Raw genomic sequence first — 23222 nt, forward strand, 5'->3', positions numbered from 1 at the left:
CGATCGTGACGACGACGGTCTTCCGAAACGGAACCATTTGGACGGGAGCATCCGGGCAGACGACCGATGCGCTGCTGGTGATAGACGGCGTCATCGCCGGTCTTGGCGAGGATGCACTCGGGCGAGAAGGGGCCACCGAAGTCGACCTCGACGGCGGCTTCCTAATGCCGTCGTTCGGAGACGGACACGCCCATCCGATGCTTGGCGGGCTGGAGTTCGTCGGCCCCGCGGTGCGCCCGTGCACGTCGGTCGAGGAGATCGTCGAGGCGGTCCGGGTCTTCGCGGCCGAGCACCCCGACGACGAGTGGATCGTCGGCGCCTCCTACGACAGCAGCCTCGCGCCTGGCGGCCTCTTCGACGCCCGCTGGTTGGACGAGGCCGTGCCCGATCGGCCGGTGTTCTTGCGGGCCTGGGACTACCACACGGCCTGGTGCAATTCGGTTGCGCTGCAACGGGCGGGCATCACGGCGGACACGCCGAACCCACCGCTCGGCGAGATCCCGCGCCGCGACGACGGCTCGGTGCTCGGCACCCTGCGGGAGTGGGGTGCGGTGGACCTGGTCAGCGCCGTCATGCCCGTGCGCGACGAGGAGGTCAGGATCGCCGCGCTCGGTACCGCCGCCGACTACTACCTGGCAAGGGGTGTCACCTGGGTGCAGGACGCGTGGGTCGAACCGGGCGACGTCGACACCTACGTCACCACGGCTCAGCGCGATGCCCTCCGCGTCCGGTTCAACCTGGCGCTGTACGCCGATCCGCGCCATTTCGACTCTCAGCTGGACGGTTTCGCGCAGGCCCGTCGCCGAGTGGACGAGGCGGGGTCGCCGTTGCTGACTGCGCACACGGTGAAGTTCTTCGCCGACGGCGTCGTCGAGAACGAGACCGGCGCTCTGCTCGCGCCGTATTGCGATGGGCTGCATTCGCACGGCATGCAGGTCTGGGAGGGGCAGAGCCTGGCCGAGGCGGCCCGCCGCGTCGACGAGTTGGGCCTGCAGATCCACATCCACGCCATCGGCGATGCCGCCGTGCGTCAGGCGCTCGACGCCATCGCCTACGCCGTCGAGTCCAACGGTCCGCGGGACCGGCGGCCGGTGATCGCACACGCGCAACTGGTCGACGATGCTGACATCAATCGGTTCGCCGAGCTGGGCGTGATCGCCAACATGCAGCCGCTGTGGGCGCAGCTGGACGCGCTGATGATCGTGCTCACGGTGCCCCGGCTGGGCGCCGACCGGTCCGACAAGCAGTACCGGATCCGCACCATCGACGACTCGGGCGCCTTGGCGTTCGGGTCGGACTGGCCGGTGTCATCCGGTGCGCCGCTCGACGGCATCGCCGTCGCGATCTCCCGTCGCACCGCGGACGGGGATCCCGAGGGCGGATGGACGCCCGAGGAGATCCTCACCATGGAGCGGGCATTGACGGCTTACACGTCGGCCGTTGCTGAACAGGCATTCGCCGGACAAGCGAGTGCGCCGTGGGGCACGATCGGCGTCGGCGCCAGCGCCGATCTGGTGTGGCTCGATCGTGATCCCCGCACCATCTCGGCGCTCGACGTCCCCGGAATCGTGGTACGCGGAACCTTCCTGCAAGGCAGGGCGGTGCATTCCGCTACCTGAGAGGAGTGACCATGTCCACCGCACCCTCAGAGTCATCGCCGGCCGGCACCGAAACGGCCGCCGGCGAAGGCCACCTCAAACGCGTCCTCGGCGTGCCGTCCCTGGTGTTGTTCGGGATGGTCTACATGGTGCCGCTCACGGTGTTCACCACCTACGGCATCGTCACTCAGCTGACCGGCGGCCGGCTGTCCGTGGCGTATCTGGTCACGCTGGCGGCGATGGTGTTCACCGCGAGGTCCTACGCCCGGATGTCGGCCGCCTACCCGGTGGCCGGCTCCGCCTACGCATACACGCAGAAGTCGTTCGGGGCGCCGGTCGGCTTCCTGGCAGGTTGGTCGCTGCTGTTGGACTATCTGTTCCTGCCGATGCTCAACTACCTCGTCATCGGCATCTACATGAGCGCGGCGATCCCCGCCGTGCCGCCGTGGGTGTGGATCGTGATCGCAGTCGTCGTGGTGACGATCCTCAACATCGTCGGCATCGTGTCGGTGGCGCGAGCCCGATCTTCGCGGGCGCCGCCATTCTCTGCCTGTCCTTCCTCGGGTTCGACGCGGTCTCGACGCTGTCGGAGGAGGCCAAGGACCCCACTCGCACTGTGCCCAAGGCGATCATGATCGCCACCGTGGTGTGCGGATTGATCTTCATCGGGCTGTCATACGTCTCCCAGTTGGTGTTCCCGTCCAACGCCTTCGCGGACGTCGACGCGGGTGCGACGGACGTCATGCTGGCGGCGGGTGGACAGTTCCTCAACGTGTTCTTCACCGCCGCGTACGTCGCAGGCTGTATCGGATCCCCGCTCACCTCGCAGGCTTCGGTGGCTCGGATCCTCTATGCGATGGGGCGCGACGGGATCATGCCCCGCAAGGTCTTCGGCCACGTCTCACTGCGCTTCGCCACGCCGACTTTTGCCATCCTGTTCGTTTCGGTGGTCTCGCTGCTGGCGATTTGGATCACGCTCACGTTCCTCGCCTCGATCGTGAGTTTTGGTGCGCTGGTGGCCTTCTCGGCCGTGAACCTCACCGTCATCAAGCACTACTTCATCGACAAGGGCGAGAAGAACGTGCTCAACAACATCATCCTGCCGGTGATCGGCTTCCTCCTGACCGCGTGGCTGTGGACCAGCCTTTCCTGGACGACCTTGGCGTGGGGATCGGTCTGGCTCGCAGTCGGATTCGTGTGGCTGCTCGTCGTGACCCGCGGATTCCAGCGACCCACTCCGGTGCTGGAACTCGAGGAGTAGCGGTCAGGCGGGCGGCCACGACCGGGCCGCTGCGGCGAGCCCGGCCACCAGCGCGGAGGTTGCAGGCGTCAAGCCGTCGTCGCCGACCATGCCGCTGCGCGGGCTGATCCCGCGCACCCGTGGCGAGAGTTCGAGCTGAGCGCCGCCGCTAGCCGGGCGGTTCACGGGGTTGTCTGGGTGCAGGCCCCGCAGTTCACGTGGGATCTGGTCGAGGTCATTGACGAGTTGATATCCGGGGATGACGACGTGGCGCGCGAGGTGCGCGGCCAGATCGCGGTTGCGCCCTCCGACGAGCAACTGGGTACTCCGATTCATGCGTCCGTAGCCGTGCACTGACACCACGACGTCGACGTGGTTGAGGAACTTCTCGAGCAATGGCGATTCTTCGGGTCGAAACGCGTTGGACGCCAAATGGTTCGGATAGTCGCGCGGATGGTGCACGACGTACACCGAGGCGTCGGCCTCGGCGGCCGACCGATCGGCGATGACGTCGGTCATCTTCTCCAGTCCGCCGCCGTGGATCGCGAGGAACCCGAACGTTGACCGCAATACGCTCGATTCCGTGACGTCGGGCTCGGCGAGCAGTTCTGAAAGTGATTGTGGCGCTGATGGATCCGGATCGCCCAGCTGACGTGGCCAATGCACCGGATCCCAACGGTTGAGGAACTCGACCCAACGACTTGGGAGACCGTGGTGTCCCGCCGCTTCGATGATCCGCTCCAGGTAACCTTCCCGCGCGGCGCCGGGTTCGACGCGGTGATCGACGTAGACCCAGGCCTCGGTGGGCCCGTCGTCGGTAATCACGATCGCCCGGTCGCGGCGGTATCGCACGGGAACGCCCTCGGCGCGGTCCAACGTCGCGAGGTCCTCATCGCTGATCTGCCACAGCACGCCGTGTACCTGGGAGCCGTCGAACGGCTCGACGGTGGCGACACCGCGTTCGTTGATCAGCCAGTCGTGGTCGGCGAGGGTGGCGGGCCGGGGATCGGTGGCATCGGGGCAGCGCAGCGCCATCTGCGCCACGCTCAGGTTCGAGCCGTAGGCGAAGTAAGCGTGCACCACGTTGCAACTTTACCCAGGCCGCTCAGCAACCTTCTTCCAAGAAACTGCCAAGGCAGCCCGTAGACGCTGTGCATGCTCTGCACAGCGGACACATACACGGGGAGAACCATGATCGCCATTTCGCACCTCCAGCAAGCGGTGGGGGTCACCAGGCTCGCGACGATCGCATTGGCGACGGTCGCGGCAACCGTCGCTCTGCCGGCAACCGCGCAGGCCGACGACAACTATCAGCAATTCGCCTCGCCCTCGGGCAACATCCGGTGCCTCTTGCTTGAGAGCAGCGCCCCAGCCCCAATGGCGATGTGCCAGATCTCCGACTTCACCTACTCGATATCTCAGGGGGCGGCGCTCAAACAGAACGGCGAGCCTTGTGAGCCGAACACGGTGTCTGGGCGCGACATTCGCGTCGACCAGGGCAAGCAGGCGTACGTGACCTGTAGCTATTCTGCGATCGGTTCCGGCTTCGGTCAGTGGCCTGCGCTCGCCTACGGCCAGGCGAGGTCGTTGGGTGCACTCACCTGTGGCAGCGAGCCCGCAGGCATGACGTGCACCGACGGCAGTACCGGCCACTTCTTCCGGATGTCGCGTGACTCGTACCAGGTCGGCTGACTGACTACCTGACCAAAGAAGGTCAACGCACCTTTCGCAGGAAGGCTACGACCAGGTCCGTCGTCGCCTGCGGCTGCTCTTCGGTGATCCAGTGTCCGCAATCCGGGATGATCACATCTTCGACGTTGTCGGCGACACACCGGATCACCGCGCCGATCATGGGGCCGAACGTCGCTTCGCCACCGAAGGCCAGGACCGGGATTTGAAGCTTGCTCTGCGTAAGGAAGGTCCTGTTGTCGGCCGCATCCTGGTTGAACGCCAGGAACTGGGCAAAGCTCGCTCGCATTGCGCCGGGTTGCGCGTAGAGCGCCGCATAGTGCTGGCGCTTCGCCTCGTCAAACCGCTTCGGGTCCCGGGAAAGGTCGTTCCAGAAGCGGTCGAGATAGATGCGTTCGCGGCCGGCGACCAGGCGCTCCATGTCCTGACCGCCGAAACCGAAGTGCCACATGGCCGGATCCTGTCTGATCTGATCCCAGGGTCCGATGCCGGGCAGCGGCGCATCGATCGCCACCCATCCGTTCACGCGCTCGGGGTGGTTGGCGGCAACTGCGAAGCCGACCATGACGCCGATATCGTGCGTCACTAACTCGGCCGTACGCACGCCAAGGGCGTCCAGGACGCCCGCCACGTCCGCGGCCTGATTCTTCTTGTCGTACCCGCCGTCGGGCTTCGAGGAGAGGCCCAACCCACGCAGGTCGGGCGCGACGACTGTGTGGTCTTCGATGAGTGCGCTCGCCAGATGACCCCACATGTCGCCCGTCGTGCCGAAGCCGTGCAGCATGACGACCGCCGGACCATGCCCGCCGACGCGTACGTGGATCTTGGCGCCGTTGGTTTCGATCTCGTGCGATTGCATGCCGGTGGGGAAGGGATGGATGCCATCCCGACGTCCGTTGTCGTTCACCGGGCCACCTTGCGCTCCCGGGTGGAGCCGCTGCCATGACCGGCTACCTCACTGCTGAGAGGCCGTTCCTCCCATCGCAGGTCGCTATCCGGTGACGGTCAGATAGATCAGCACCACGTTGAGCACGATGATGACTCCCGCGACCGCCCACCCGAGCGCGGTGGTGACGCGATGGTTCACGTCGTCGCCCATCAACGATCGGCTGGACGTCAGTCGTACCAATGGCACCAGTGCGAACGGGATGCCGAAGGACAGCACCACCTGCGACAGCACCAGCGCGCGGCTGGGGTCGACGCCGATGGCGAGAATCACCAGCGCCGGTATCAGCGTCACCAATCGGCGCAGTAGCAGCGGGTAGGAGCGGCGCAGCAGTCCCTGCATGATCATCGCCCCGGCGTAGGCGCCCACCGACGTCGACGCCAGGCCCGACGCCAGCAGGCCGATGGCGAAGAACAATGCGACGGTCGGCCCGAGCGCGCCCTTTACTGCGGCGTAGGCGCCCTCGATGGAGTCGGTGTCGGCGATGCCCTGCAGGTTGGTGGCGGCGACCAGCAGCATCGCCAGGTTCACCGCGCCCGCGACGAGCATCGCGATGCCGACGTCGTAGCGGGTGATTCGCAGGATCCGCCGCCGCGGGTGGCCCGGCTCGGGTTGGCCGTGCCGGTCGCGGGCCAGGCCGGAGTGAAGGTAGACGGCGTGCGGCATGACCGTTGCGCCCAGCATGGCGGTGGCCAGCAGGATGCTCTCGGCGCCGTCGAAGCGCGGGACCAGCCCGCCCACCACGTCCGCGGCCGACGGCGGCTCGACCACCAGGCTGGTCAGGAATCCGATCGCGATGACCAGCAGCAGTCCGGTGATCACCCGTTCGAAGACCCGTTGACCCCGCAGGTTCTGCACGGCCAGCAGCAGCAGTGAGACCGCTCCCGTGATGACGCCACCTACCAGCAGTGGCAGATCGAACAGCAGGTACAACGCGATGGCGCCGCCGACGACCTCGGCGAGATCCGTTGCCATGGCGACTAATTCGGCCTGCAACCAGTACGCGACCCGGGTGGGGGTGCGGGTGTGGTCGGCCACCGCTTCGGGCAGGGTGCGCCCGGTGACCAGCCCGAGCTTGGCGGACAGATACTGCACCAGGCCGGCCATCACGTTGGCCGCGAGGATCACCCAGACGAGGAGGAAGCCGTACTGCGCTCCCGCGCTGACGTTGGCCGCGACGTTGCCGGGATCGACGTAGGCGATGGCGGCGACGAACGCAGGCCCGAGCAGCAGCCAGGGGGCGCTCGGCGGCGCCTTGGATTCAGATAACAACAGCCCCACTCTCTATCCGGCAGTACGAATAGAAAAGTTAGGTTAGCCGAAATCTGCTCCGATCGGCAACGGCTACCAGCCGAGATCCAGGACGAAACCGCCGCCGTAGGGCCACCCGAAATACGGGCCGTTGTTCATCACAGGTGGTGAGGTGATGATCTGGGCGTGGCCAGGGGTCTGGCACTGCGTCGTCATCGGGCCCGTGTTGACGCAGTTCGGTGCGGCCATCGCGGCCGGTGCCATCGCCACCGCCGCAGTCACTCCCGCGACGGCCAAAACCATTGGTATTACACGCATTGTCGGCCTCCTAGGGCCTGGGAACTGCTAGCGGTGACCTCCGCCACCGCCACCGCCACCGCCGTGCGGACCGTAGCCGCCTCCGCCGAGGAAGATCCCCGGACCGTAGAACTCGTCGTCAAACGGGTACTCCGGCGCAGGTGCGGTGGCGTCGATCTGGACGTTGCCGGGGCTTTCGCATTCGGTGGTTTGGGTGCCGGTGAATTCGCTGCCGCCGCCGGTGTTCGTGCACGCAGGCGCAGGATCAGTGGACACTTCGTCGCCGGGATCGGCTGCTGCGAGCGGCGCGAGAAAAAACGCCGCCGCGGCTCCGGCCGATGCGATCAGTGGGATGAAATACCGTGTCGTCGTCCGCATCGGCAGCGCCCTCGTTCAGTTGGTCTAGCTGCGAAGTTCACAGTCGATCGTCAGCGTACAACCCATGGCCGGTGACGAGAGGCAAGTCGAGCGTCGTCAGAATTCCTGGCGTCCCGGCGACGACCGCGGGGATCGCGTTGACGATGCGCGCGGCCGTGGCGACCAGGCCCGCGTGGTTGTGATCGCCCTTGCTACTGCTGAGGCAGAGGTCCAGTGCGTAGTTGGGCTCTCCGGTGACCTCGATCCGGTACGAGCCGCCCTCCTGCGCCGGCTGCGGCCAGTCCGGGCAGAGGTCGTCGCGCAGCCGGGTGACGTGCTCGAGCACGACGACGGGCTTGCCGCCGACGATTCCCTGCACCTCGAAGCGCATGGCAGCCGTCGTGCCCTTCGGGATGTGGCCGGATGCGATGTCGAAGTCCTCCGGCGCGGGCACCCTGACGTACTCCTCGACGACCTTGTCCAGCGAGAGGCCGAGGCCTGCGGCGAGCTGACGGATCACCGAACCCCAGGCCATGCTGAGCACGCCGGGCTGCAACAGCATCGGGACGTCGTCCATCGACTTGCCGAAGCCCATCACGTCGAACATCACCGTTGCGCTGTCGTAGGTGTCGTAGTTGATGATCTCCATGCAGCGGATCTGCTCGATGCTCTGGCAGGTGCCCGCCAACGCGAGCGGCAACAGGTCGTTGGCGAACCCCGGGTCGATGCCGTTGACGTACAGGCTGGCCCGGCCCGCCTCGGCGGCTTGCTGAAGCGGCGATATGAGCTCCTCGGGGATCACCTGCCACGGGTACTGCAGAAACACGGGACCGCTGCCGACGACGTTCACTCCGGCGGCCAGAATGCGCCGGTAGTCCTCGAGTGCCTCCATCAGTCGGTTGTCGGCCATCGCGGTGTACACCGCGCACTCGGGTTTGGTCGCCAGGACTGCGTCGAGGTCGTTGGTGGCCTTGATGCCGGTCGGCGTGGCGAGCCCCGCGAGCTCGGCTGCGTCCTTGCCTGCCTTGGCCTCCGACGACACCCACACACCGGTGAGCTCGAACGCGGGATTGGTGATCAATTCGGTCAATGCGTGGCCGCCGACGTTGCCGGTGCCTATCTGTGCGACGCGAATGGGCATCTTCGGCGGAGCCGAAAGTTGGGCCATAGTGTTCCTCACAGATCGGGGATGGGGAGATCGAGGTTCGGGTAGGTGAGGCCACCGTCGACCTCGAGGGTCTTGCCGGTCAGGAAACTGCCTGCCTGCGACGCGAGATAGACGGCGGCCGCGGCGATGTCGAGCGGATCGCCGAGCCGGCGCAAGGGTGTCGCCTTCTCCATGGGATCGCGCAGTGCGTCGTTGGATGCCACGATCTCCAGCGCCGAGGTGAGGATCGACCCTGGCGCGATGGCGTTGACCCGAATCCGCGGCGCCAGGTCGAGCGCGGCCAGTCGGGTGTACTGGGCGAGCGCGGCCTTGGCGGTGCCGTAGGCGGCGAATCCGCGCGCGGAGAGCCGGGCCATCGTGGAGGTGATGTTGATGATGCTGCCGCCGCCCGAGTGCTCCAGCATCAGAGGAACGGCCGCGGCGGTGAGCGCATGGGCGGTGGTCACGTTGAACGTGAACGCGTCGCGCAGGTCCTTGGTGGAGGTGTTCAGCAACGGCGCAGGCATGGTGCCGCCGACGTTGTTGACGACGATGTCTAGTTTGCCGAATGCCTCGATCGCCTCGGCCGCCAGCTTCGCCGTCTCCTCCGGGTGGGCGAGGTCGGCGACCACTACGTGGGCGCGCCTTCCGGTGGCCCGAATCTGTTCGGCCATCTCGTCGAGTTGGGACTGCGTGCGGGACGCGATGACCACGTCCGCACCGGCTTCCGCGAAGGCCAGTGCCATCGCGGCGCCGAGTCCGCGGCCTGCGCCGGTGACGACGGCCACCCGATCGTCGAGCCGGAATCTGTCAAGAATCATGTTCGCCTCTCTTCCCCGCCGGGCGTCACCGTAGCAAGCCACCCGGCTTCGGGTGAGGGATTTCTGTAACACGTTCTAGTTCTGTGCGAATTTCGCGCGTGAGCCGAGAGTGGGGACGTTGGTCCAGAAGGCGTCATCAAATGTTGACGCGTTCTGGATCTGGTTCCGCGATGGTTTGGGGCGCACAATCGAGGTGTCCACGTGAACCTGGGAGCCGCGATGAGCGAGCAACTGTACGACTTCTTCGGCGACGTCTTCCAGCGCTACTTCAAACCCGCGTTGGCGGCATATCCACGGATGGGTGGAGCACTCGTCGGTAGGTTGTTCGCACTCTCCGACGACGTCCCGGATCGTTTGGCACAGACCCGACGCGCCGCAGTGGCGTGGGGCGAAACCGAAACCGGGGATGCCGAGATCACCTCGGAACTCTTCGTGATCACCCAACAGGGCTTGATGTACGGCGCCGGGTTCTGCGAGTCGTCGCAGCGGGCGTTGTACTACCTGGCCACGCCGTCCGTACTGTTCGATCCGTTCGTCGATCAGGTTGAAACAACCCGACTGCAGGAGGGCGCGGTCGTCGGGGTGGACGGACGGTTCGGCCGCGAGCTTGCATGCGCTCATCCGATGGATGCCGCACTGCGACACATCCTCGACGAGCACCTGGCGCTACGGGTGGACCTGCCCGCCTAGCTATTTCTTCGCCGCGGCCTTCTTGGCGGGTGCTTTCTTGGCTGCTGCCTTCTTCGCAGGAGCCTTCTTGGCAGGCGCCTTCTTCGCGGGCGCGTCGCTGGAGTCCGAGGAGCCGGACTTGCGGGCCTTCACGCTGGCCTCCAACTTGGCCAGCAGATCCGAGACGTCGTCGGTCTCGTCGAGTTCGGTCGGCTGCTCCTCGACGGTGAACGCCTCTCCGCCTTCGAGTTTGGCCTGAACCAGCTCGTGCAGCTGCTCCTGGTAGTCGTCGCGGAACTGGTCGGGATGGAAGTCGTCGGTCATCGACTCGACCACCGAGCCGGCCATCTTCAGCTCCGCGGGCTTGATCTCGACCTCCTTGTCGAGGATCGGGAAGTCGGGGTCGCGAATCTCGTCGGGCCACAACAAGGTGTGAATCACCATCACGTCGCGCTTGCTGAAGTCCTTGACCCGCAACGCCGCCAGCCGCGTCTTGTTGCGCAGGGCGAAGTGCACGATCGCCACCCGGTCGGTCTCGGCCAGCGTCTTGGCCAACAGCACGTAGGACTTCGACGACTTCGAGTCGGGCTCCAGGAAGTAGCTCTTGTCGTACATCAGCGGGTCGAGTTGGTCGGCGGGCACGAACTCGACGACCTCGATCTCACGGCTGCGTTCCTCGGGCAGGGTGGCGATGTCCTCGTCGGTGATGATCACCGTCTGGCCGTCGTCGGATTCATACGCCTTGGCGATGTCGCGGAACTCGACGACCTCGCCACACACCTCGCAAACCCGCTTGTAGCGGATGCGCCCGTTGTCCTTTTCGTGCACCTGGTGGAACTTGATGTCGTGGTCTTCGGTCGCGCTGTAGACCTTGACCGGCACGTTTACCAGGCCGAAGGCGATGGAACCCTTCCAGATCGAACGCATAGCCCAGTATGGACCACGGCGTTAGCCCCGTTGGAGAGCTTCGCGATCGGGCAAGTCGGCCCCGGCCCTGGCGACGGTCAACGCGGACGCCAGCGACGCCGTGCGTACGACGCCCTCCAGGGTTTCGGTGTCGATGCGCGCCAGGTCGGCCCGCCGCGACGCACCCAGCAGGTCCAGCGACCACAGCGCGTCGATGAGTCCGGTCATGAAGGAATCACCGGCACCGACGGTGTCCACCACCTGGACCGGTCGCGCGGCCACCCGCACGGTGCCCGCCGCGCACACCGCGAAGGCGCCGCGCGCGCCCATCGTCACTGCGACGATCGACGGCCCCGATGCCAGCCAGTTCTCGGCGGTCCGCTCGGGATCGGAGTCCGGAGCGATCCACCGCAGATCCTCGTCGCTGGCCTTGACGACGTCGGCGCGTTCGACCAGACGGTCGATCCGTTCGATCGCGAGTTCGCGGTCGGCGATCAGGTCCTGGCGGACGTTCGGGTCGTAGGTAATGGTGGCCGACGGGTGATACGCGTCGAGCAGTGCCGCCGTCGCCAGGCAACCCGGATCCAGGAACCCTGCGATCGAACCGGTGTGCGCAACGATCGGCGGCGCCACCTCCGCCGTGCCCGCCAACACCCATTCGAGATCGAACACGTAGTCGGCCGCACCGCTCGCGTCGAGATTGGCCAGCGCCGTCGGCGTGCGATCGGCGGTGGTACTGCCAGGGACGAGCCGGACCCCGGAGGCCTCGACGTAGTCCACGATGCGACGGCCGCGCTCGTCGGTGCCGATGTGGGTGAGGAAGTCGACGTCGCGCCCGAGCCTGCCAAGTCCGATCGCCACGTTGAGAGGGCTGCCGCCGACGTGCTCGCCAAGCGCCTGGCCGTCGCGCTGCACGATGTCGATCAGTGCCTCGCCGATGACCAGCGCACGTGCGGTCATTTCGCTCGGCCCTCTACGTCCTCGTGCACCAGCGTCTCCAGCGTCACCCTGGCGCCGTCGCGGTGCAGCGAGTCCAGAGCCCACAGGTACGCCTCGACGAACCGGGGCTGCTTGCCGAGGTCACCGAAGATCGCGGTGTTGTCGATGAACGCCGTCGGGTGCTCGCGTTGCGAACGAGCCAGCGGCACGAGGGAATCCGCGAGCTGATCCTGTACGTCGATCGGTTCGCCCTGCTCGTCGACGCCCTCGGCGTAGCGGGCCCAACTCGCCACCGTCGCCGCGGACAGCCGGATCGGTGCGCCGCTGCGCAGGTTCTCCCGGATCACGGGGAGCAGCCACTTCGGGATGCGATCCGACGAGCCGAAGCACAACCGGACGATGGTGTCGCGAACACCGGGATTGGCGAACCGTTCGATTGCCGTTCGCTTGAAGTCGGGTAGGTCGATCCCCGGGACGGGCAGCAGCGTCGGCGTCGCCTCCGAATCCATGTATTCGAGCAGGAATTTGGCGAACAGCGGGTCGCCCGCGGCGTCCGCCACCAGACGGTAGCCGGCCAGGTACGCGAAGTAGCACAGGGCCTGGTGGCCGGCGTTGAGCAGCCGCAGCTTCATCAACTCGTACGGCGTCACGTCATCGACGAGCAGCACGCCGGCGTCCTCGAACGGCGGTCTGCCGTCGGAGAAGTGGTCTTCCAACACCCAGGACGTGAACGGCTCCGCGGACACCGGCCATGCATCCTCGACGCCAAACTCCGTCGCCAGCGCCTCGATGACATCGGGTGACGTGACCGGGGTGATCCGGTCGACCATCGAGTTCGGGAATCGCGTGTGCTCGGCCATCCACTCGGCCAGACCCGGATGGGTCCGCTCGGCGTGGGCGGTGAAGGCCTGTCGTGCGACGTCGCCGTTGCCCTCGATGTTGTCGCAGGACACGATCGTCGGCGAGGGCAGCCCTCGTTCGCGACGGAGGGCCAGGGCGTCGGTCACCAGCGCGAACACGCTCACCCCGTCGGCGGGCTGGTGGTCGATGTCGTAGCCGCCCTCGGTGATGGTCAGCGAGACCATCCGGGTGCTCGGTGCGGCGAGCAACTCCACGACCGCGCCGGGGTCGTCGGGCGCATAGAGGTAGTCGATGATCGAGCCGATGACGCGCGGCTCGCGGCTGCCGTCGGCGTGCTCGGCAACCAGGGTGTAGAGCCCGTTCTGGGCGGCCATGACGTCGGCCATCCTGCGGTCGGCGGGCATCACGCCGACACCGCAGATTCCCCAGTCCTTGGCGACACCCTTTTCGAGCAGTTGATCGACGTACATCGCCTGGTGTGCACGGTGGAAGCCACCGACACCGAAATGCACTATGCCGATACTGATCTCGTCGCGGTCATAGGTGGGCTTGGCGATCGGGATCGACGGCAACGTTGCGCTGTTGAGTTTCATGACACGTTCACCACCGAGTCGACGGTACCTGGCATGCGGTTGGCCTCATCGGCGGCAACGACCCACTTTTTGGGCGATGTCGAAAGTGTTGTGTACGTCACACTTCACATGTTAGCGTGATGAGCATCTAGCCGCACCCATGAGCATTTGTTCATCAAAACGAGAGAGGGCGGACCCGTGGCGACACCGACGTCGAACGGCCAAGTGGCCGATTCCGTCGGCATTGCTGGTTCCACGCCGGAGGACCTGCGCCTCGCATTGCGTGCGGCGACGCTCTACTACCTCGACGGCCTGACGCAGGCCGACATCGCTGGGCGGCTCGGCGTCTCTCGCCCGACCGCCGGACGGCTGATCGCCAGGGCCAAGGCCAAGGGTTTGGTGCGCATCGAGATCGTGGTGCCGACGACGCTGCAGGACGACCTGCACGCCGATGAGGAGCGCGAGCTCGAACAGAAGTTCGGTCTGACCGAAGCCGTCGTCACCGGGCACGGCATCGATGACGGGGCACCGGGACGGCCTGCATGGTTCGCCGGTGTCGGTCGCGCGGCCGCTGCACTGCTGATGCGCCGCCTGTCGGCCGACGACGTGCTCGGCTTCACCTGGGGTCCGGAGCAGGTGGCGGTCGCCTCGGGTCTCGCTCCCGGGGTGGCGAGCTGCCGGACGGTGGTTCAGCTCGACGGCGCCATGTCGACCGCGGCGTACCAGACGGGCATGGAGTACGTCCTGAGCCGCAGTGCAGAGGTATTGCGGGCTAGCGCGATCCGCCTGCCGGCACCTCTCTACGCCGACCCGTCCACCGTGGTGTCGATGCGCAGTGACTCGCTGATCTCCCGAACTCTTGAAGCCGGCCGACGGGCCGACGCGATGCTGTTCGGCGTCGGCGCGGCGTCCACGTCGACCACGCTCTTCGAGGGCAGCTTCCTCGACAACCGCATGCTCGACGAACTGATCGGACTCGGCGCGGTCGGCGAGATCGGCGGCCGGTTCTTCGACGAGACGGGCACGCCCATCGTCACCGAGTTGGCGCACCGCGCGGTATCGGTTCCGCTCGAGGACGTGCGGGCTTGCCCGAAGACCATCTTGGTCTCCAGTGGAGCGGCCAAGCACCAAGCCACGCTCGGGGCGTTGCGCGGCGGGCTGGCCAAGCTCCTGGTATGCGATATCGACTGTGCACGTTGGCTTTTGGAATCCCGATAGTGGATGGAGTGAGATGAAAACACGAACAGCACTACGCAAGCTGTCGGTGTGCGTGGCCGCGGCGGGGTTGACCCTGGCCGCCGGCTGCGCAGGCGCGGGCAGCTTGGGGTCGTCGGATAACGAGGTGACGATCGCGTTGGTGTCCAACTCGCAGATGGCGGACGCCCAGAAGTTGTCGTCCGAGTTCGAGAAGGAGAACCCCGGCGTAAAGCTGAAGTTCATCTCGCTCTCGGAGAACCAGGCGCGCGCGAAGATCACCATGTCGACCGCGATGGGGGGCAGTCAGTTCGACGTCGTGATGATCAGCAACTTCGAGACCCCGCAATGGGCCAAGGACGGTTGGCTGCTGAACCTCTCGGACTACGCGAAGAACACCCCGGGGTACGACGAGAACGACTTCATCCCGTCGCTGCGGGATTCGTTGTCCTATGAGGGCAACATGTACTCGGTCCCGTTCTACGGCGAGTCATCGTTCCTGATGTACCGCAAGGACATTTTCGAACAGGCCGGCATCAAGGTCAATCCGGACCCGAGTTACCAGCCCACGTGGCAGGAGGTCGCGGGGTGGGCGGACCAGTTGAAGACCGAGGACCGGGCTGGCATCTGCCTGCGCGGCAAGCCGGGCTGGGGTGAGGTGCTCGCACCCCTGGACACGGTGATCAACACGTTCGGTGGTCGCTGGTTCGACGACAAGTGGAACGCGAAGCTCAACAGCCCCGAGGTCAAGAAGGCCGTCAACTTCTACGTCGACACCATCAAGAATTCCGGTGAATTGGGCGCCTCCTCAACGGGTTTCCAGGAGTGCGCCAACCTGTTCGGTCAGGGTCAGACGGCGATGTGGTACGACGCGACGTCGGCGGTCTCCGTTCTCGAGGATCCCAAGACCTACCCGGATCTGGTCGGCAAGATCGGCTACCTGCCCGCGCCGATCGTCGAGAAGCCCAACTCGGGTTGGCTCTACACCTGGGCGCTGGGCATCCCGAAGGCCGCCAAGAATCCCGACGGGGCATGGAAGTTCATCTCGTGGATGACCAGCAAGGACTACATGAAGCTGGTCGGCGAGCAGCTGGGCTGGGCGCGTGTCCCACCGGGCAGCAGGACCTCGACCTACACGGATCTGCCGGAGTACGAGGCGATCTCGAAGTCGTACGGCCCGTTGACTCTGCAGTCGATCACCAACGCGACCCCGAACAAGCCCACGGTGCAACCGGTTCCGTACACCGGCGTGCAATTTGTCGGGATTCCCGAGTTCCAGGATCTGGGGACGCGGGTGAGCCAGCAGATCAGTGCGGCGATCGCCGGACAGAAGTCCGTCGATGACGCGCTGGCCCAAGCACAGCAATACGCCGAGGTCGTCGGCAAGACATACCAGGAGAAATGATGACTCTTACTGTCGATACCGAGTCGGACGCCAGTCAGGAAGCGGTGGCGGAACGGGTCCGCAAGATCCGGGAAGCCCAGGACACCGGCGTCAGCCGCGCCGAGGGGTGGCGCAGGCGAGGGCCACTGCTGCCCGCACTGATCTTCATGATCGCGGTCACGCAGGTGCCGTTCCTGTTCACCCTGTACTACTCGACGTTGTCGTGGAACCTGGTTCGCCCCGGGTCACGGAAATTCGTGGGGCTGAACAACTACATCGCGGTGGTCAAGGACAGTCAGTTCTGGTCGGTGGCCGGCAATACCGTCATCCTGATCGTCGGCGTGGTCTTGATCTCAGCGCTGCTCGGGTTGTTCGTTGCCTTGCTGTTGGATCGCGCGTTCCTCGGACGTGGGGCCGTCCGGACACTGTTGATCACGCCGTTCCTGATCACACCCGTTGCGGGTGCGCTGGTTTGGAAGACGACGATCCTCGACCCCAACAACGGCATCCTCAACTGGGTGCTGTCGCTGGTGGGGATCGGCCCGGTGGACTGGATCGGTCAGTTCCCATTGATGATGGTGATGGTCGAGTTGATCTGGCAGTGGACGCCGTTCATGATGCTGCTGATCTTGGCAGGCCTGACGTCGATGCCGCGCGACCAGCTCGAGGCGGGCCGGGTCGATGGTGCCACCGCGATCCAACTCTTCCGCGAGTTGACGCTGCCCCACCTTCGGCGCTTCATCGAGTTGGGCGTCGTGCTCGGCGCCGTCTACCTGGTCAACACGTTCGATGCCATCTTCATGATGACGCAGGGTGGACCGGGCGTTGCCAGCGCGAACCTGCCGTTCTACATCTATCAGCGTGCGTTCCTGGGCTTCGACATGGGCCAGGCCGCAGCCATGGGCGTGGTGGTCGTCATCTTCACGATGATCATCGCCAGCTTCGCGCTTCGCTTGATCTTCAAATCGTTCTCCGGCAAGGAAGAGGCGGCCTGATCATGACTACTACTGCCGAAAGAATAACGGCGACAACCGAGCCCGCTCCGGCGAGGAAGAAGAAGTCCAACAAGTTCAGCCCGTGGGGTGTGGTGGCGTGGCTCGTCGGGATCGGGTTCTTCTTCCCGGTCTTCTGGATGGTGTTGACGTCGTTCAAGCAGGAGAGTGACGCGGCGACCAATCCGCCGACGTTGTTCTTCACCCCGACGCTGGATCAGTACTCCGCGGTCTTCAATCAGGGCATCGGGCCCGCGATGTTGAACTCGGTGTTCGCCACCGGCATGTCGACGATTCTGGTGCTCCTTCTGGGTGTGCCCGCCGCGTTCGCATTGTCGCTGCGGCCCGTCCGCAAGACGTCGGATGCGTTGTTCTTCTTCATGAGCACGAAGATGCTGCCAGTCGTCGCGGCGATCTTGCCGCTGTACGTGATCGTGTCCAACATCGGTCTGCTGGACAATATCTGGGCCCTGGTCGTCCTCTACACGTCGATGAACCTGCCGATCGCCGTCTGGATGATGCGGTCGTTCTTCCTCGAAGTGCCAGGCGAACTCCTCGAGGCCGCCAGCTTGGACGGGGCCAGCCTGTGGCGATCGGTGCGAGAAGTGATCCTTCCGTTGGTGTCACCCGGCATCGCGGCCACTGCGTTGATCTGTGTGATCTTCGCCTGGAACGAGTTCTTCCTCGCGGTGAACCTGACCGCGGTGAACGCTCAGACGATGCCGGTGTATCTGGTCGGCTTCATCGCTGGTGAGGGTCAGTACTGGGCCGTGCTTTCGGCGGCCGCAACGATGGCAGCCCTTCCCGTGATCCTGTGCGGGTGGTTCGCGCAAAACAAGCTGGTGCGCGGACTTTCCTTCGGTGCAATCAAGTAAACGACCCAACCACAGACAAAGACAAAGACCAGAGAAGGCTAGGTAACTCAAATGGCTGCTATCACCTACAAGAACGCCTCTTGCATCTACGAGGGTTCGGACAAACTCGCGGTGGACAACCTCAACCTCGACATCCAGGACGGCGAGTTCATCGTCCTGGTCGGCCCGTCCGGCTCGGGCAAGAGCACCGCTCTGCGGATGCTCGCCGGACTCGAGGACATCGACGAAGGCTCGATCGAAATCGGCGGCAAGGACATGACCGGTGTCCCGTCCAAGGACCGCGACATCGCGATGGTCTTCCAGAACTACGCGCTGTACCCGAACAAGACGGTCGCCGAGAACATGGGCTTCGCACTCAAGCTGCGGGGGGTATCGGCCGCGGAACGGCGCAAGAAGGTCGAGGAGGCTGCCACGGTCCTCGATCTGACGGAGCACCTGGATCGCAAGCCCGCCAAGCTGTCCGGCGGTCAGCGGCAGCGCGTCGCGATGGGGCGTGCCATCGTGCGTGAACCCCAGGTCTTCTGCATGGACGAGCCGCTGTCGAACCTCGACGCCAAGCTGCGCGTGCAGACGCGTACCCAGATCGCGGCACTGCAACGCCGGCTCGGCACCACCACGGTCTACGTCACCCACGACCAGGTCGAGGCGATGACGATGGGTGACCGCGTGGCCGTGCTGCGCTTCGGGAAGCTGCAGCAGTTCGCTTCACCCAACGAGCTCTACGACCGGCCTGCCAACGCATTCGTCGCGGGCTTCATCGGTTCGCCCGCGATGAATCTGGTGACCCTGCCGGTCTCCGCCGACGGCGTCAAGATCGGTGGCTCGACGCTGGAACTCGAACGCGAAAATCTGACCAAGTTGAACGAAGCGGGCCTGTCGGAGGTTACCTTTGGGGTCCGTCCCGAGCAGCTGGAGATCACCGACTCCGGTGGCGTCGAGGTCGTCGTCGACCTGGTCGAGGACCTCGGCAGTGAGGCCTTCGTCTACACACACGCGAGCTCCGGCGTCGACTTGGTCGCGCGCTGCAACCCACGCAAGGCGCCCAGGTTGGCCGACACCATCCGGCTGCATCGGGCTCCCGAAGGCGTTGTGCACCTGTTCCACCCGCAAACCGGCGAGCGGCTCAACTGACGACGCGCGTGCCGGAGTTCCGGCTTCGTGCACCGACTCCGGGCCTTCTCACGCTCCCGTGGGACCGCCCGTTGTCGGACTGGATCGTCCCCGAGGTTCCGTTGCGCGACATCGCAGTTGGACCGAGCCGGCACCTGGTGAAGTTCGTCGATGCAGACGATCAGCTCTGGGCCGTCAAGGACATGCCGCCGCGGCTGGCGATCAAGGAGTACGACGTCCTGCGCCGACTCGAGGACATGGGGCTGCCCGCGGTGCGTCCGGCGGGTCTGGTGCTGCAGCCCGAGTTCGACACCGCGATCCTGGTGACCCGCTACCTCGAGGGGTCCTGGCAGTACCGCCGCCTGTTCATGCGCCTGCCACCCGACGAGCCCAAGCACCGCGCGCGCTTGTTCGATGCGATGGCCGGACTGCTGGTGGAACTTCATCGGCACGGCGTCTTCTGGGGTGACTGCTCGCTGGCGAACACGCTGTTCTCCCGGGACGGTCAGTCGCTGCAGGCGTGGCTCGTCGACGCCGAAACATCTGAGGTGCATCCGTCTCTGAGCCGGGGGCAGCGGCAGCACGACCTCGAGATCCTGGTGGAGAACGTCTCGATGGGCATGCTCGATCTTGCCGAGCGGCTGGATGGTTCGGAGGAGTTGCAGGACACGCTGATCGCCGAGGCCGAACACATCCAGGTTCGGTACGACACGCTGTGGGAGACACTGCACGCCGAACCGGTATTCGGCTTCACGGACCGCTACCGCGTCGAGGGGACCATCCGCCGCCTCAACGAACTCGGCTTCGCCGTCGACGAACTCTCGATGCAACCGCTCAGTACGAGTCCGGACCAGTTTCGGGTCAACGTCGCGGTTGGTGACCGGCGCTATCACGCCCAGCGGCTGCGCGATCTCACCGGCCTGGACGTGGGTGAGGGGCAGGCGCGCATCTTGCTCGGCGACCTGCACGCCTATCAGGCGCAGTTGTGCCGGGAGGTCGGTCATGACGTCGACGAGTCGACCGCCGCCCAGCTGTGGGTCATCGAGGTGCTACGGCCCTACCAGCAGTTGGCGCACGACGCGGTGCACCACGCAGGCACCGCCATCCAGGCCTACTGCGATCTGCTCGAAGTGCGGTGGCTGCTCAGTGAGCAAGCCGGTCAGGACGTCGGCACCAACAAAGCGCTTGCGGCACTTGCCCGTGACGTCATCCCCAACGATTCGGCTGCGAAGCTGGCCATCGCCGAGGTGCCGACTGCGCCATTCGCGGTCCTGGAGATCGACGATGATCCATAGCAATCACAGTCATCAACGTGGGTAGGGATCCAATTCACGCATCCGGTTCAGATGAGTTTGTTGCAGCTCATCCGTACGGGTGAGAAAGCCGACGATCAGGTCGATCTCCGCCGCGTTGTAATAGCTCGACAACATCTTGCCGCCCTGATCCAGCAGCGGGGAGACGAGTTCCGAGAGACGGCGAGCAGCAAGATCGGTGGCCAACACGATTACTCGGCGACGATCGGTCGGATGTAGCGTTCGACTGACGTAGCCCAGCTTCTCCAGGCGGTTGAGCACGATCGTGGTGCCGGCGGCAGTGAGACTGAGCCGGTCGGCCAGAAGTCCCGGCGTCGTGAACTTCTCGCCCGCAAGGAGAATGAGTTCCAGGGCACGTCGATCTGTCTGATTGACGCCGAGCACCCTAACCAATTCGCGCGCCAAATCGTCGACGGATCCATGAAGGGATTCCAGTGTCCTCTTCAGGACGACGGCGATCCGAGCGAGTTCGGTTGGCATCGGACGAACGACCTCCCACACCTGGGCTTGGCCCCGTGTGGTGGACGCGGGGTCAGGCGGCCTGTGCCGGCTGATCGAGTCGGTTGTCCTTAGGCGGGCTGATCATACCGATGGTTGTGTCGCCTCCGCGGCGATTATTGACGCTTTCGCTGGAATTATCGACAGCGAACTTTGCCGCGCTCTGGGACTCCGTGAATAGTCGTGGACCTGGTCGAAGCGCAACTTCGCCCTGGCAGAAGTGTCACGCTTCGCTGTCGAAGGCGCGTATCGACGGCCAGTCGCCGCTCGCGTAATACCGTGAGGTGGTGGACAGTTGCGGCCGGGTGCGGTTGACCAACCCCGACAAGGTGCTCTACCCGGCGACGGGCACCACCAAGGCGGAGGTCTTCGACTACTACGTCTCGATCGCCGACGTGATGTTGCCGCACATCGCCGGGCGCCCCGTCACCCGCAAGCGCTGGCCGAACGGCGTCGAGCAGCCGGCGTTCTTCGAGAAGCAGCTGGCGTCCTCGGCGCCGGACTGGCTGCATCGCGGCTCGATCACGCACAAGTCGGGCACCACCACCTACCCCGTCATCGACACCAGGGAGGGCCTGGCCTGGATCGCGCAGCAGGCCGCGCTCGAAGTGCACGTGCCGCAGTGGCGGTTCGTTGGCGATGACACAGATCCCGGCCCCGCCACGCGCATCGTGTTCGACCTCGACCCCGGCGAGGGGGTGACGATGCCCCAACTGAGCGAAGTGGCGGGCGCGGTCAGGGAGATGATGAGCGACATCGGGTTGGACACCTACCCGCTCACCAGCGGCAGCAAGGGCGTGCACCTCTACGTGCCGCTGACCGATCCGATCAGCTCGCACGGCGCATCGGTGTTGGCGCGCAAGGTGGCTCAACAGCTCGAGAAGGCGATGCCGAAGTTGGTCACCGCCACCATGACCCGAAGCCTGCGCGACGGAAAGGTGTTCCTGGACTGGAGCCAGAACAGCTCGGCCAAGACCACGATCGCGCCGTACTCGATGCGCGGCAGGGACCAGCCGATGGTCGCTGCACCTCGAACCTGGGCTGAGTTCGAGGATCCGGACCTGCGCCATCTGCGGTTCGACGAGGTGCTGGAGCGCGTCGAACGTGACGGCGACCTGTTCGCCGCGTTCGACGAAAATGCCCCGGTGGCCGACAAACTCACCACCTACCGCCGCATGCGCGACCCGGGCAAGACACCCGAGCCCGTCCCCGCGGAGGCCCCCGCGATGGGCAACGACGAACGCTTCGTCATACAGGAACACCACGCACGCCGACTGCACTACGACTTCCGCCTCGAACGCGACGGCGTACTGGTGTCGTGGGCCGTGCCGAAGAACCTGCCGGAGACCACGTCGGTTAACCACCTCGCGGTGCACACCGAGGACCACCCGCTGGAGTACGCCACGTTCGAGGGGGCGATTCCCAAGGGGGAGTACGGCGGTGGCGAGGTCATCGTCTGGGACAGTGGCACTTACGAGACGGAGAAGTTCCGCGACCACGGCCCTGGTGGCCCCGAGAAGGGCGGGGAGGTGATCGTCACCCTCCATGGCTCGAAGATCGAGGGCCGCTACGCGCTGATTCAGACCGACGGCAAGAACTGGCTCGCGCACCGGATGAAGGAGCAGGCGAACTTCTCGCCAAAGGACATGGCGCCGATGCTGGCGACACATGGTTCGGTGGAGCGGCTCAACTCCGTCGTGTGGGCATTCGAGGGCAAGTGGGACGGCTACCGGCTGCTGGTGAACGCCGACCACGGCGCACTCGAATTGCGTTCGCGCAGTGGTCGTGACGTCACACGCGAGTTCCCCCAACTCGAGGCGCTGGCCGCCGATCTGGCCGACCATCACGTCATCCTCGACGGGGAGGTCGTCGCGCTCGACGAGTCCGGCGTTCCAAGTTTCGGCGCGATGCAGAACCGCGGCGCCGGAGCCAACATCGAGTTCTGGGCCTTCGACGTGCTGCAACTGGACGGACGACCCCTGTTGCGCGCCAAGTACTCCGACCGCAGACGCATACTCGAGGTGCTGGCCGACGGTGGCGGGTTGATCGTTCCCGAGCAGATCCCCGGCGACGGTGGCGCGGCGCTCGAGTACGCCAGGTCACAGCGGTGGGAGGGCGTGGTCGCCAAGAAACGCGACTCCACCTACCAACCGGGACGGCGCTCGCAGTCGTGGATCAAGGACAAGCTCTGGTTGACCCAGGAAGTCGTCATCGGCGGGTGGCGGGCCGGTGAGGGCGGCCGCACCAGCGGCATCGGCGCGCTGCTGATCGGCGTGCCGGGCGACGGCGGACTGGACTTCGCAGGCCGCGTCGGGACCGGTTTCACCGACAAGGACTTGGCGGCGCTGAAGAAGACGCTGGCGCCACTGCACACCGACGAATCCCCTTTCACCGCAACGCTTACCGGGCCCGACGCGAAGGGGGTGACGTACGTGCGCCCGGAGCTGGTGGGGGAGGTGCGGTACAGCGAGCGGACGTCCGACGGCCGGCTGCGTCAGCCCAGTTGGCGGGGGATGCGGCCAGACAAGGCGCCTCGCGAGGTGGTCTGGGAGTAGGAAGGGCG

21 protein-coding genes and 1 pseudogene are annotated in these 23222 nt (G+C 65.6%); 11 read left to right on the top strand and 11 right to left on the bottom strand.

Features of this window, described 5'->3' with window-relative positions:
- The first annotated feature begins 5 nt into the window (after positions 1-5).
- Together HNP02_RS12025 and HNP02_RS12030 are read left to right on the top strand one after the other, a co-directional pair.
- On the top strand, positions 6-1619 hold the full coding sequence (locus HNP02_RS12025; RefSeq protein WP_184438497.1) for an amidohydrolase: 1614 nt from the start codon (positions 6-8) through the stop codon (positions 1617-1619).
- An 11-nt stretch (positions 1620-1630) separates the two neighbouring features.
- Positions 1631-2859 (top strand): annotated as a pseudogene (locus tag HNP02_RS12030) (APC family permease).
- A gap of 3 nt (positions 2860-2862) precedes the next feature.
- Here HNP02_RS12030 and HNP02_RS12035 read toward each other — a convergent pair.
- A complete protein-coding gene (locus HNP02_RS12035) occupies positions 2863-3921 on the bottom strand; it encodes a poly-gamma-glutamate hydrolase family protein (RefSeq protein ID WP_184438499.1) in 1059 nt (352 codons plus the stop codon).
- Positions 3922-4029: 108 nt separating this feature from the next.
- Here HNP02_RS12035 and HNP02_RS12040 point away from each other — a divergent pair, with 108 nt between their 5' ends.
- Positions 4030-4530 (top strand): hypothetical protein, encoded by a 501-nt coding sequence (locus HNP02_RS12040; protein WP_184438501.1) that lies wholly within the window; start codon positions 4030-4032, stop codon positions 4528-4530.
- 22 nt (positions 4531-4552) lie between these two features.
- Here the strand turns inward: HNP02_RS12040 and HNP02_RS12045 are convergent, their stop codons facing one another.
- The 6 genes from HNP02_RS12045 to HNP02_RS12070 all read right to left on the bottom strand — a co-directional run bounded on the left by HNP02_RS12045 (position 4553) and on the right by HNP02_RS12070 (position 9346).
- Positions 4553-5434 (bottom strand): alpha/beta fold hydrolase, encoded by an 882-nt coding sequence (locus HNP02_RS12045; protein ID WP_184438503.1) that lies wholly within the window; start codon positions 5432-5434, stop codon positions 4553-4555.
- An 84-nt stretch (positions 5435-5518) separates the two neighbouring features.
- The gene (locus HNP02_RS12050; RefSeq protein ID WP_255506442.1) at positions 5519-6745 is read right to left on the bottom strand and encodes an Nramp family divalent metal transporter; all 1227 of its coding nucleotides are present in this window, start codon (positions 6743-6745) and stop codon (positions 5519-5521) included.
- A gap of 72 nt (positions 6746-6817) precedes the next feature.
- Entirely contained in the window at positions 6818-7042 is a 225-nt protein-coding gene (locus HNP02_RS12055) for a hypothetical protein (protein ID WP_184438505.1), read from the bottom strand.
- Positions 7043-7069: 27 nt separating this feature from the next.
- Complete coding sequence (locus HNP02_RS12060) at positions 7070-7399, bottom strand: hypothetical protein (RefSeq protein WP_184438507.1); 330 nt, start codon at positions 7397-7399, stop codon at positions 7070-7072.
- 37 nt (positions 7400-7436) lie between these two features.
- Positions 7437-8519: a diacylglycerol kinase gene (locus tag HNP02_RS12065; protein WP_184438951.1), complete on the bottom strand. Its 1083-nt coding sequence runs from the start codon at positions 8517-8519 to the stop codon at positions 7437-7439.
- Positions 8520-8554: 35 nt separating this feature from the next.
- Entirely contained in the window at positions 8555-9346 is a 792-nt protein-coding gene (locus HNP02_RS12070; RefSeq protein ID WP_184438509.1) for an SDR family oxidoreductase, read from the bottom strand.
- Positions 9347-9565: 219 nt separating this feature from the next.
- On the opposite strand from HNP02_RS12070, the gene HNP02_RS12075 reads away from it, so the two are divergent.
- Positions 9566-10036, top strand: a complete 471-nt coding sequence (locus HNP02_RS12075; protein ID WP_184438511.1) for a glucose-6-phosphate dehydrogenase — start codon at positions 9566-9568, stop codon at positions 10034-10036.
- Here HNP02_RS12075 and HNP02_RS12080 read toward each other — a convergent pair whose 3' ends face one another.
- Genes HNP02_RS12080 through HNP02_RS12090 form a run of 3 tightly spaced genes read right to left on the bottom strand, consistent with a single transcriptional unit; the run spans position 10037 to position 13314 of the window.
- The gene (locus tag HNP02_RS12080; protein ID WP_184438520.1) at positions 10037-10942 is read right to left on the bottom strand and encodes a Ku protein; all 906 of its coding nucleotides are present in this window, start codon (positions 10940-10942) and stop codon (positions 10037-10039) included.
- A 21-nt stretch (positions 10943-10963) separates the two neighbouring features.
- On the bottom strand, positions 10964-11881 hold the full coding sequence (locus tag HNP02_RS12085) for a carbohydrate kinase (RefSeq protein WP_184438522.1): 918 nt from the start codon (positions 11879-11881) through the stop codon (positions 10964-10966).
- Positions 11878-13314 carry a mannitol dehydrogenase family protein gene (locus HNP02_RS12090; RefSeq protein WP_184438523.1) on the bottom strand — a complete coding sequence of 479 codons (1437 nt, stop codon included), beginning with the start codon at positions 13312-13314 and terminating at the stop codon, positions 11878-11880. Before HNP02_RS12090 ends, HNP02_RS12085 begins: the two co-directional genes overlap by 4 nt.
- 222 nt (positions 13315-13536) lie before the next feature.
- Between HNP02_RS12090 and HNP02_RS12095 the strand changes: the two genes are divergently transcribed.
- Genes HNP02_RS12095 through HNP02_RS12120 form a run of 6 tightly spaced genes read left to right on the top strand, consistent with a single transcriptional unit; the run spans position 13537 to position 20143 of the window.
- A complete protein-coding gene (locus HNP02_RS12095; RefSeq protein ID WP_184438953.1) occupies positions 13537-14511 on the top strand; it encodes a sugar-binding transcriptional regulator in 975 nt (324 codons plus the stop codon).
- Between the two features lie 13 nt (positions 14512-14524).
- The gene (locus HNP02_RS12100; RefSeq protein ID WP_184438525.1) at positions 14525-15892 is read left to right on the top strand and encodes a sugar ABC transporter substrate-binding protein; all 1368 of its coding nucleotides are present in this window, start codon (positions 14525-14527) and stop codon (positions 15890-15892) included.
- Complete coding sequence (locus HNP02_RS12105; RefSeq protein WP_184438527.1) at positions 15892-16866, top strand: carbohydrate ABC transporter permease; 975 nt, start codon at positions 15892-15894, stop codon at positions 16864-16866. Before HNP02_RS12100 ends, HNP02_RS12105 begins: the two co-directional genes overlap by 1 nt.
- A 2-nt stretch (positions 16867-16868) precedes the next feature.
- Positions 16869-17738, top strand: coding sequence for a carbohydrate ABC transporter permease (locus tag HNP02_RS12110; protein ID WP_184438529.1), 870 nt, complete (start codon positions 16869-16871; stop codon positions 17736-17738).
- 51 nt (positions 17739-17789) lie between these two features.
- Positions 17790-18869 carry an ABC transporter ATP-binding protein gene (locus HNP02_RS12115; protein ID WP_184438531.1) on the top strand — a complete coding sequence of 360 codons (1080 nt, stop codon included), beginning with the start codon at positions 17790-17792 and terminating at the stop codon, positions 18867-18869.
- An 8-nt stretch (positions 18870-18877) separates the two neighbouring features.
- Positions 18878-20143 (top strand): DUF4032 domain-containing protein, encoded by a 1266-nt coding sequence (locus tag HNP02_RS12120; RefSeq protein WP_184438533.1) that lies wholly within the window; start codon positions 18878-18880, stop codon positions 20141-20143.
- Between the two features lie 12 nt (positions 20144-20155).
- Here the strand turns inward: HNP02_RS12120 and HNP02_RS12125 are convergent, their stop codons facing one another.
- The gene (locus tag HNP02_RS12125) at positions 20156-20641 is read right to left on the bottom strand and encodes a MarR family winged helix-turn-helix transcriptional regulator (protein ID WP_184438535.1); all 486 of its coding nucleotides are present in this window, start codon (positions 20639-20641) and stop codon (positions 20156-20158) included.
- A 302-nt stretch (positions 20642-20943) separates the two neighbouring features.
- On the opposite strand from HNP02_RS12125, the gene HNP02_RS12130 reads away from it, so the two are divergent.
- Complete coding sequence (locus HNP02_RS12130) at positions 20944-23214, top strand: ATP-dependent DNA ligase (protein WP_184438537.1); 2271 nt, start codon at positions 20944-20946, stop codon at positions 23212-23214.
- Positions 23215-23222: the final 8 nt, after the last annotated feature.

Origin of the sequence: Mycobacterium sp. AZCC_0083 (assembly GCF_014202335.1) — a bacterium.
Lineage (GTDB): Bacteria > Actinomycetota > Actinomycetes > Mycobacteriales > Mycobacteriaceae > Mycobacterium.

Coding starts and splice junctions, on each gene's coding strand:
- HNP02_RS12040 (WP_184438501.1), top strand. CDS start 4,030: ATGATCGCCATTTCGCACCTCCAGCAAGCGGTGGGGGTCACCAGGCTC.
- HNP02_RS12055 (WP_184438505.1), bottom strand. CDS start 7,042: ATGCGTGTAATACCAATGGTTTTGGCCGTCGCGGGAGTGACTGCGGCG.
- HNP02_RS12060 (WP_184438507.1), bottom strand. CDS start 7,399: ATGCGGACGACGACACGGTATTTCATCCCACTGATCGCATCGGCCGGA.
- HNP02_RS12065 (WP_184438951.1), bottom strand. CDS start 8,519: ATGCCCATTCGCGTCGCACAGATAGGCACCGGCAACGTCGGCGGCCAC.
- HNP02_RS12070 (WP_184438509.1), bottom strand. CDS start 9,346: ATGATTCTTGACAGATTCCGGCTCGACGATCGGGTGGCCGTCGTCACC.
- HNP02_RS12075 (WP_184438511.1), top strand. CDS start 9,566: ATGAGCGAGCAACTGTACGACTTCTTCGGCGACGTCTTCCAGCGCTAC.
- HNP02_RS12080 (WP_184438520.1), bottom strand. CDS start 10,942: ATGCGTTCGATCTGGAAGGGTTCCATCGCCTTCGGCCTGGTAAACGTG.
- HNP02_RS12085 (WP_184438522.1), bottom strand. CDS start 11,881: ATGACCGCACGTGCGCTGGTCATCGGCGAGGCACTGATCGACATCGTG.
- HNP02_RS12090 (WP_184438523.1), bottom strand. CDS start 13,314: ATGAAACTCAACAGCGCAACGTTGCCGTCGATCCCGATCGCCAAGCCC.
- HNP02_RS12100 (WP_184438525.1), top strand. CDS start 14,525: ATGAAAACACGAACAGCACTACGCAAGCTGTCGGTGTGCGTGGCCGCG.
- HNP02_RS12105 (WP_184438527.1), top strand. CDS start 15,892: ATGACTCTTACTGTCGATACCGAGTCGGACGCCAGTCAGGAAGCGGTG.
- HNP02_RS12110 (WP_184438529.1), top strand. CDS start 16,869: ATGACTACTACTGCCGAAAGAATAACGGCGACAACCGAGCCCGCTCCG.
- HNP02_RS12115 (WP_184438531.1), top strand. CDS start 17,790: ATGGCTGCTATCACCTACAAGAACGCCTCTTGCATCTACGAGGGTTCG.
- HNP02_RS12125 (WP_184438535.1), bottom strand. CDS start 20,641: ATGCCAACCGAACTCGCTCGGATCGCCGTCGTCCTGAAGAGGACACTG.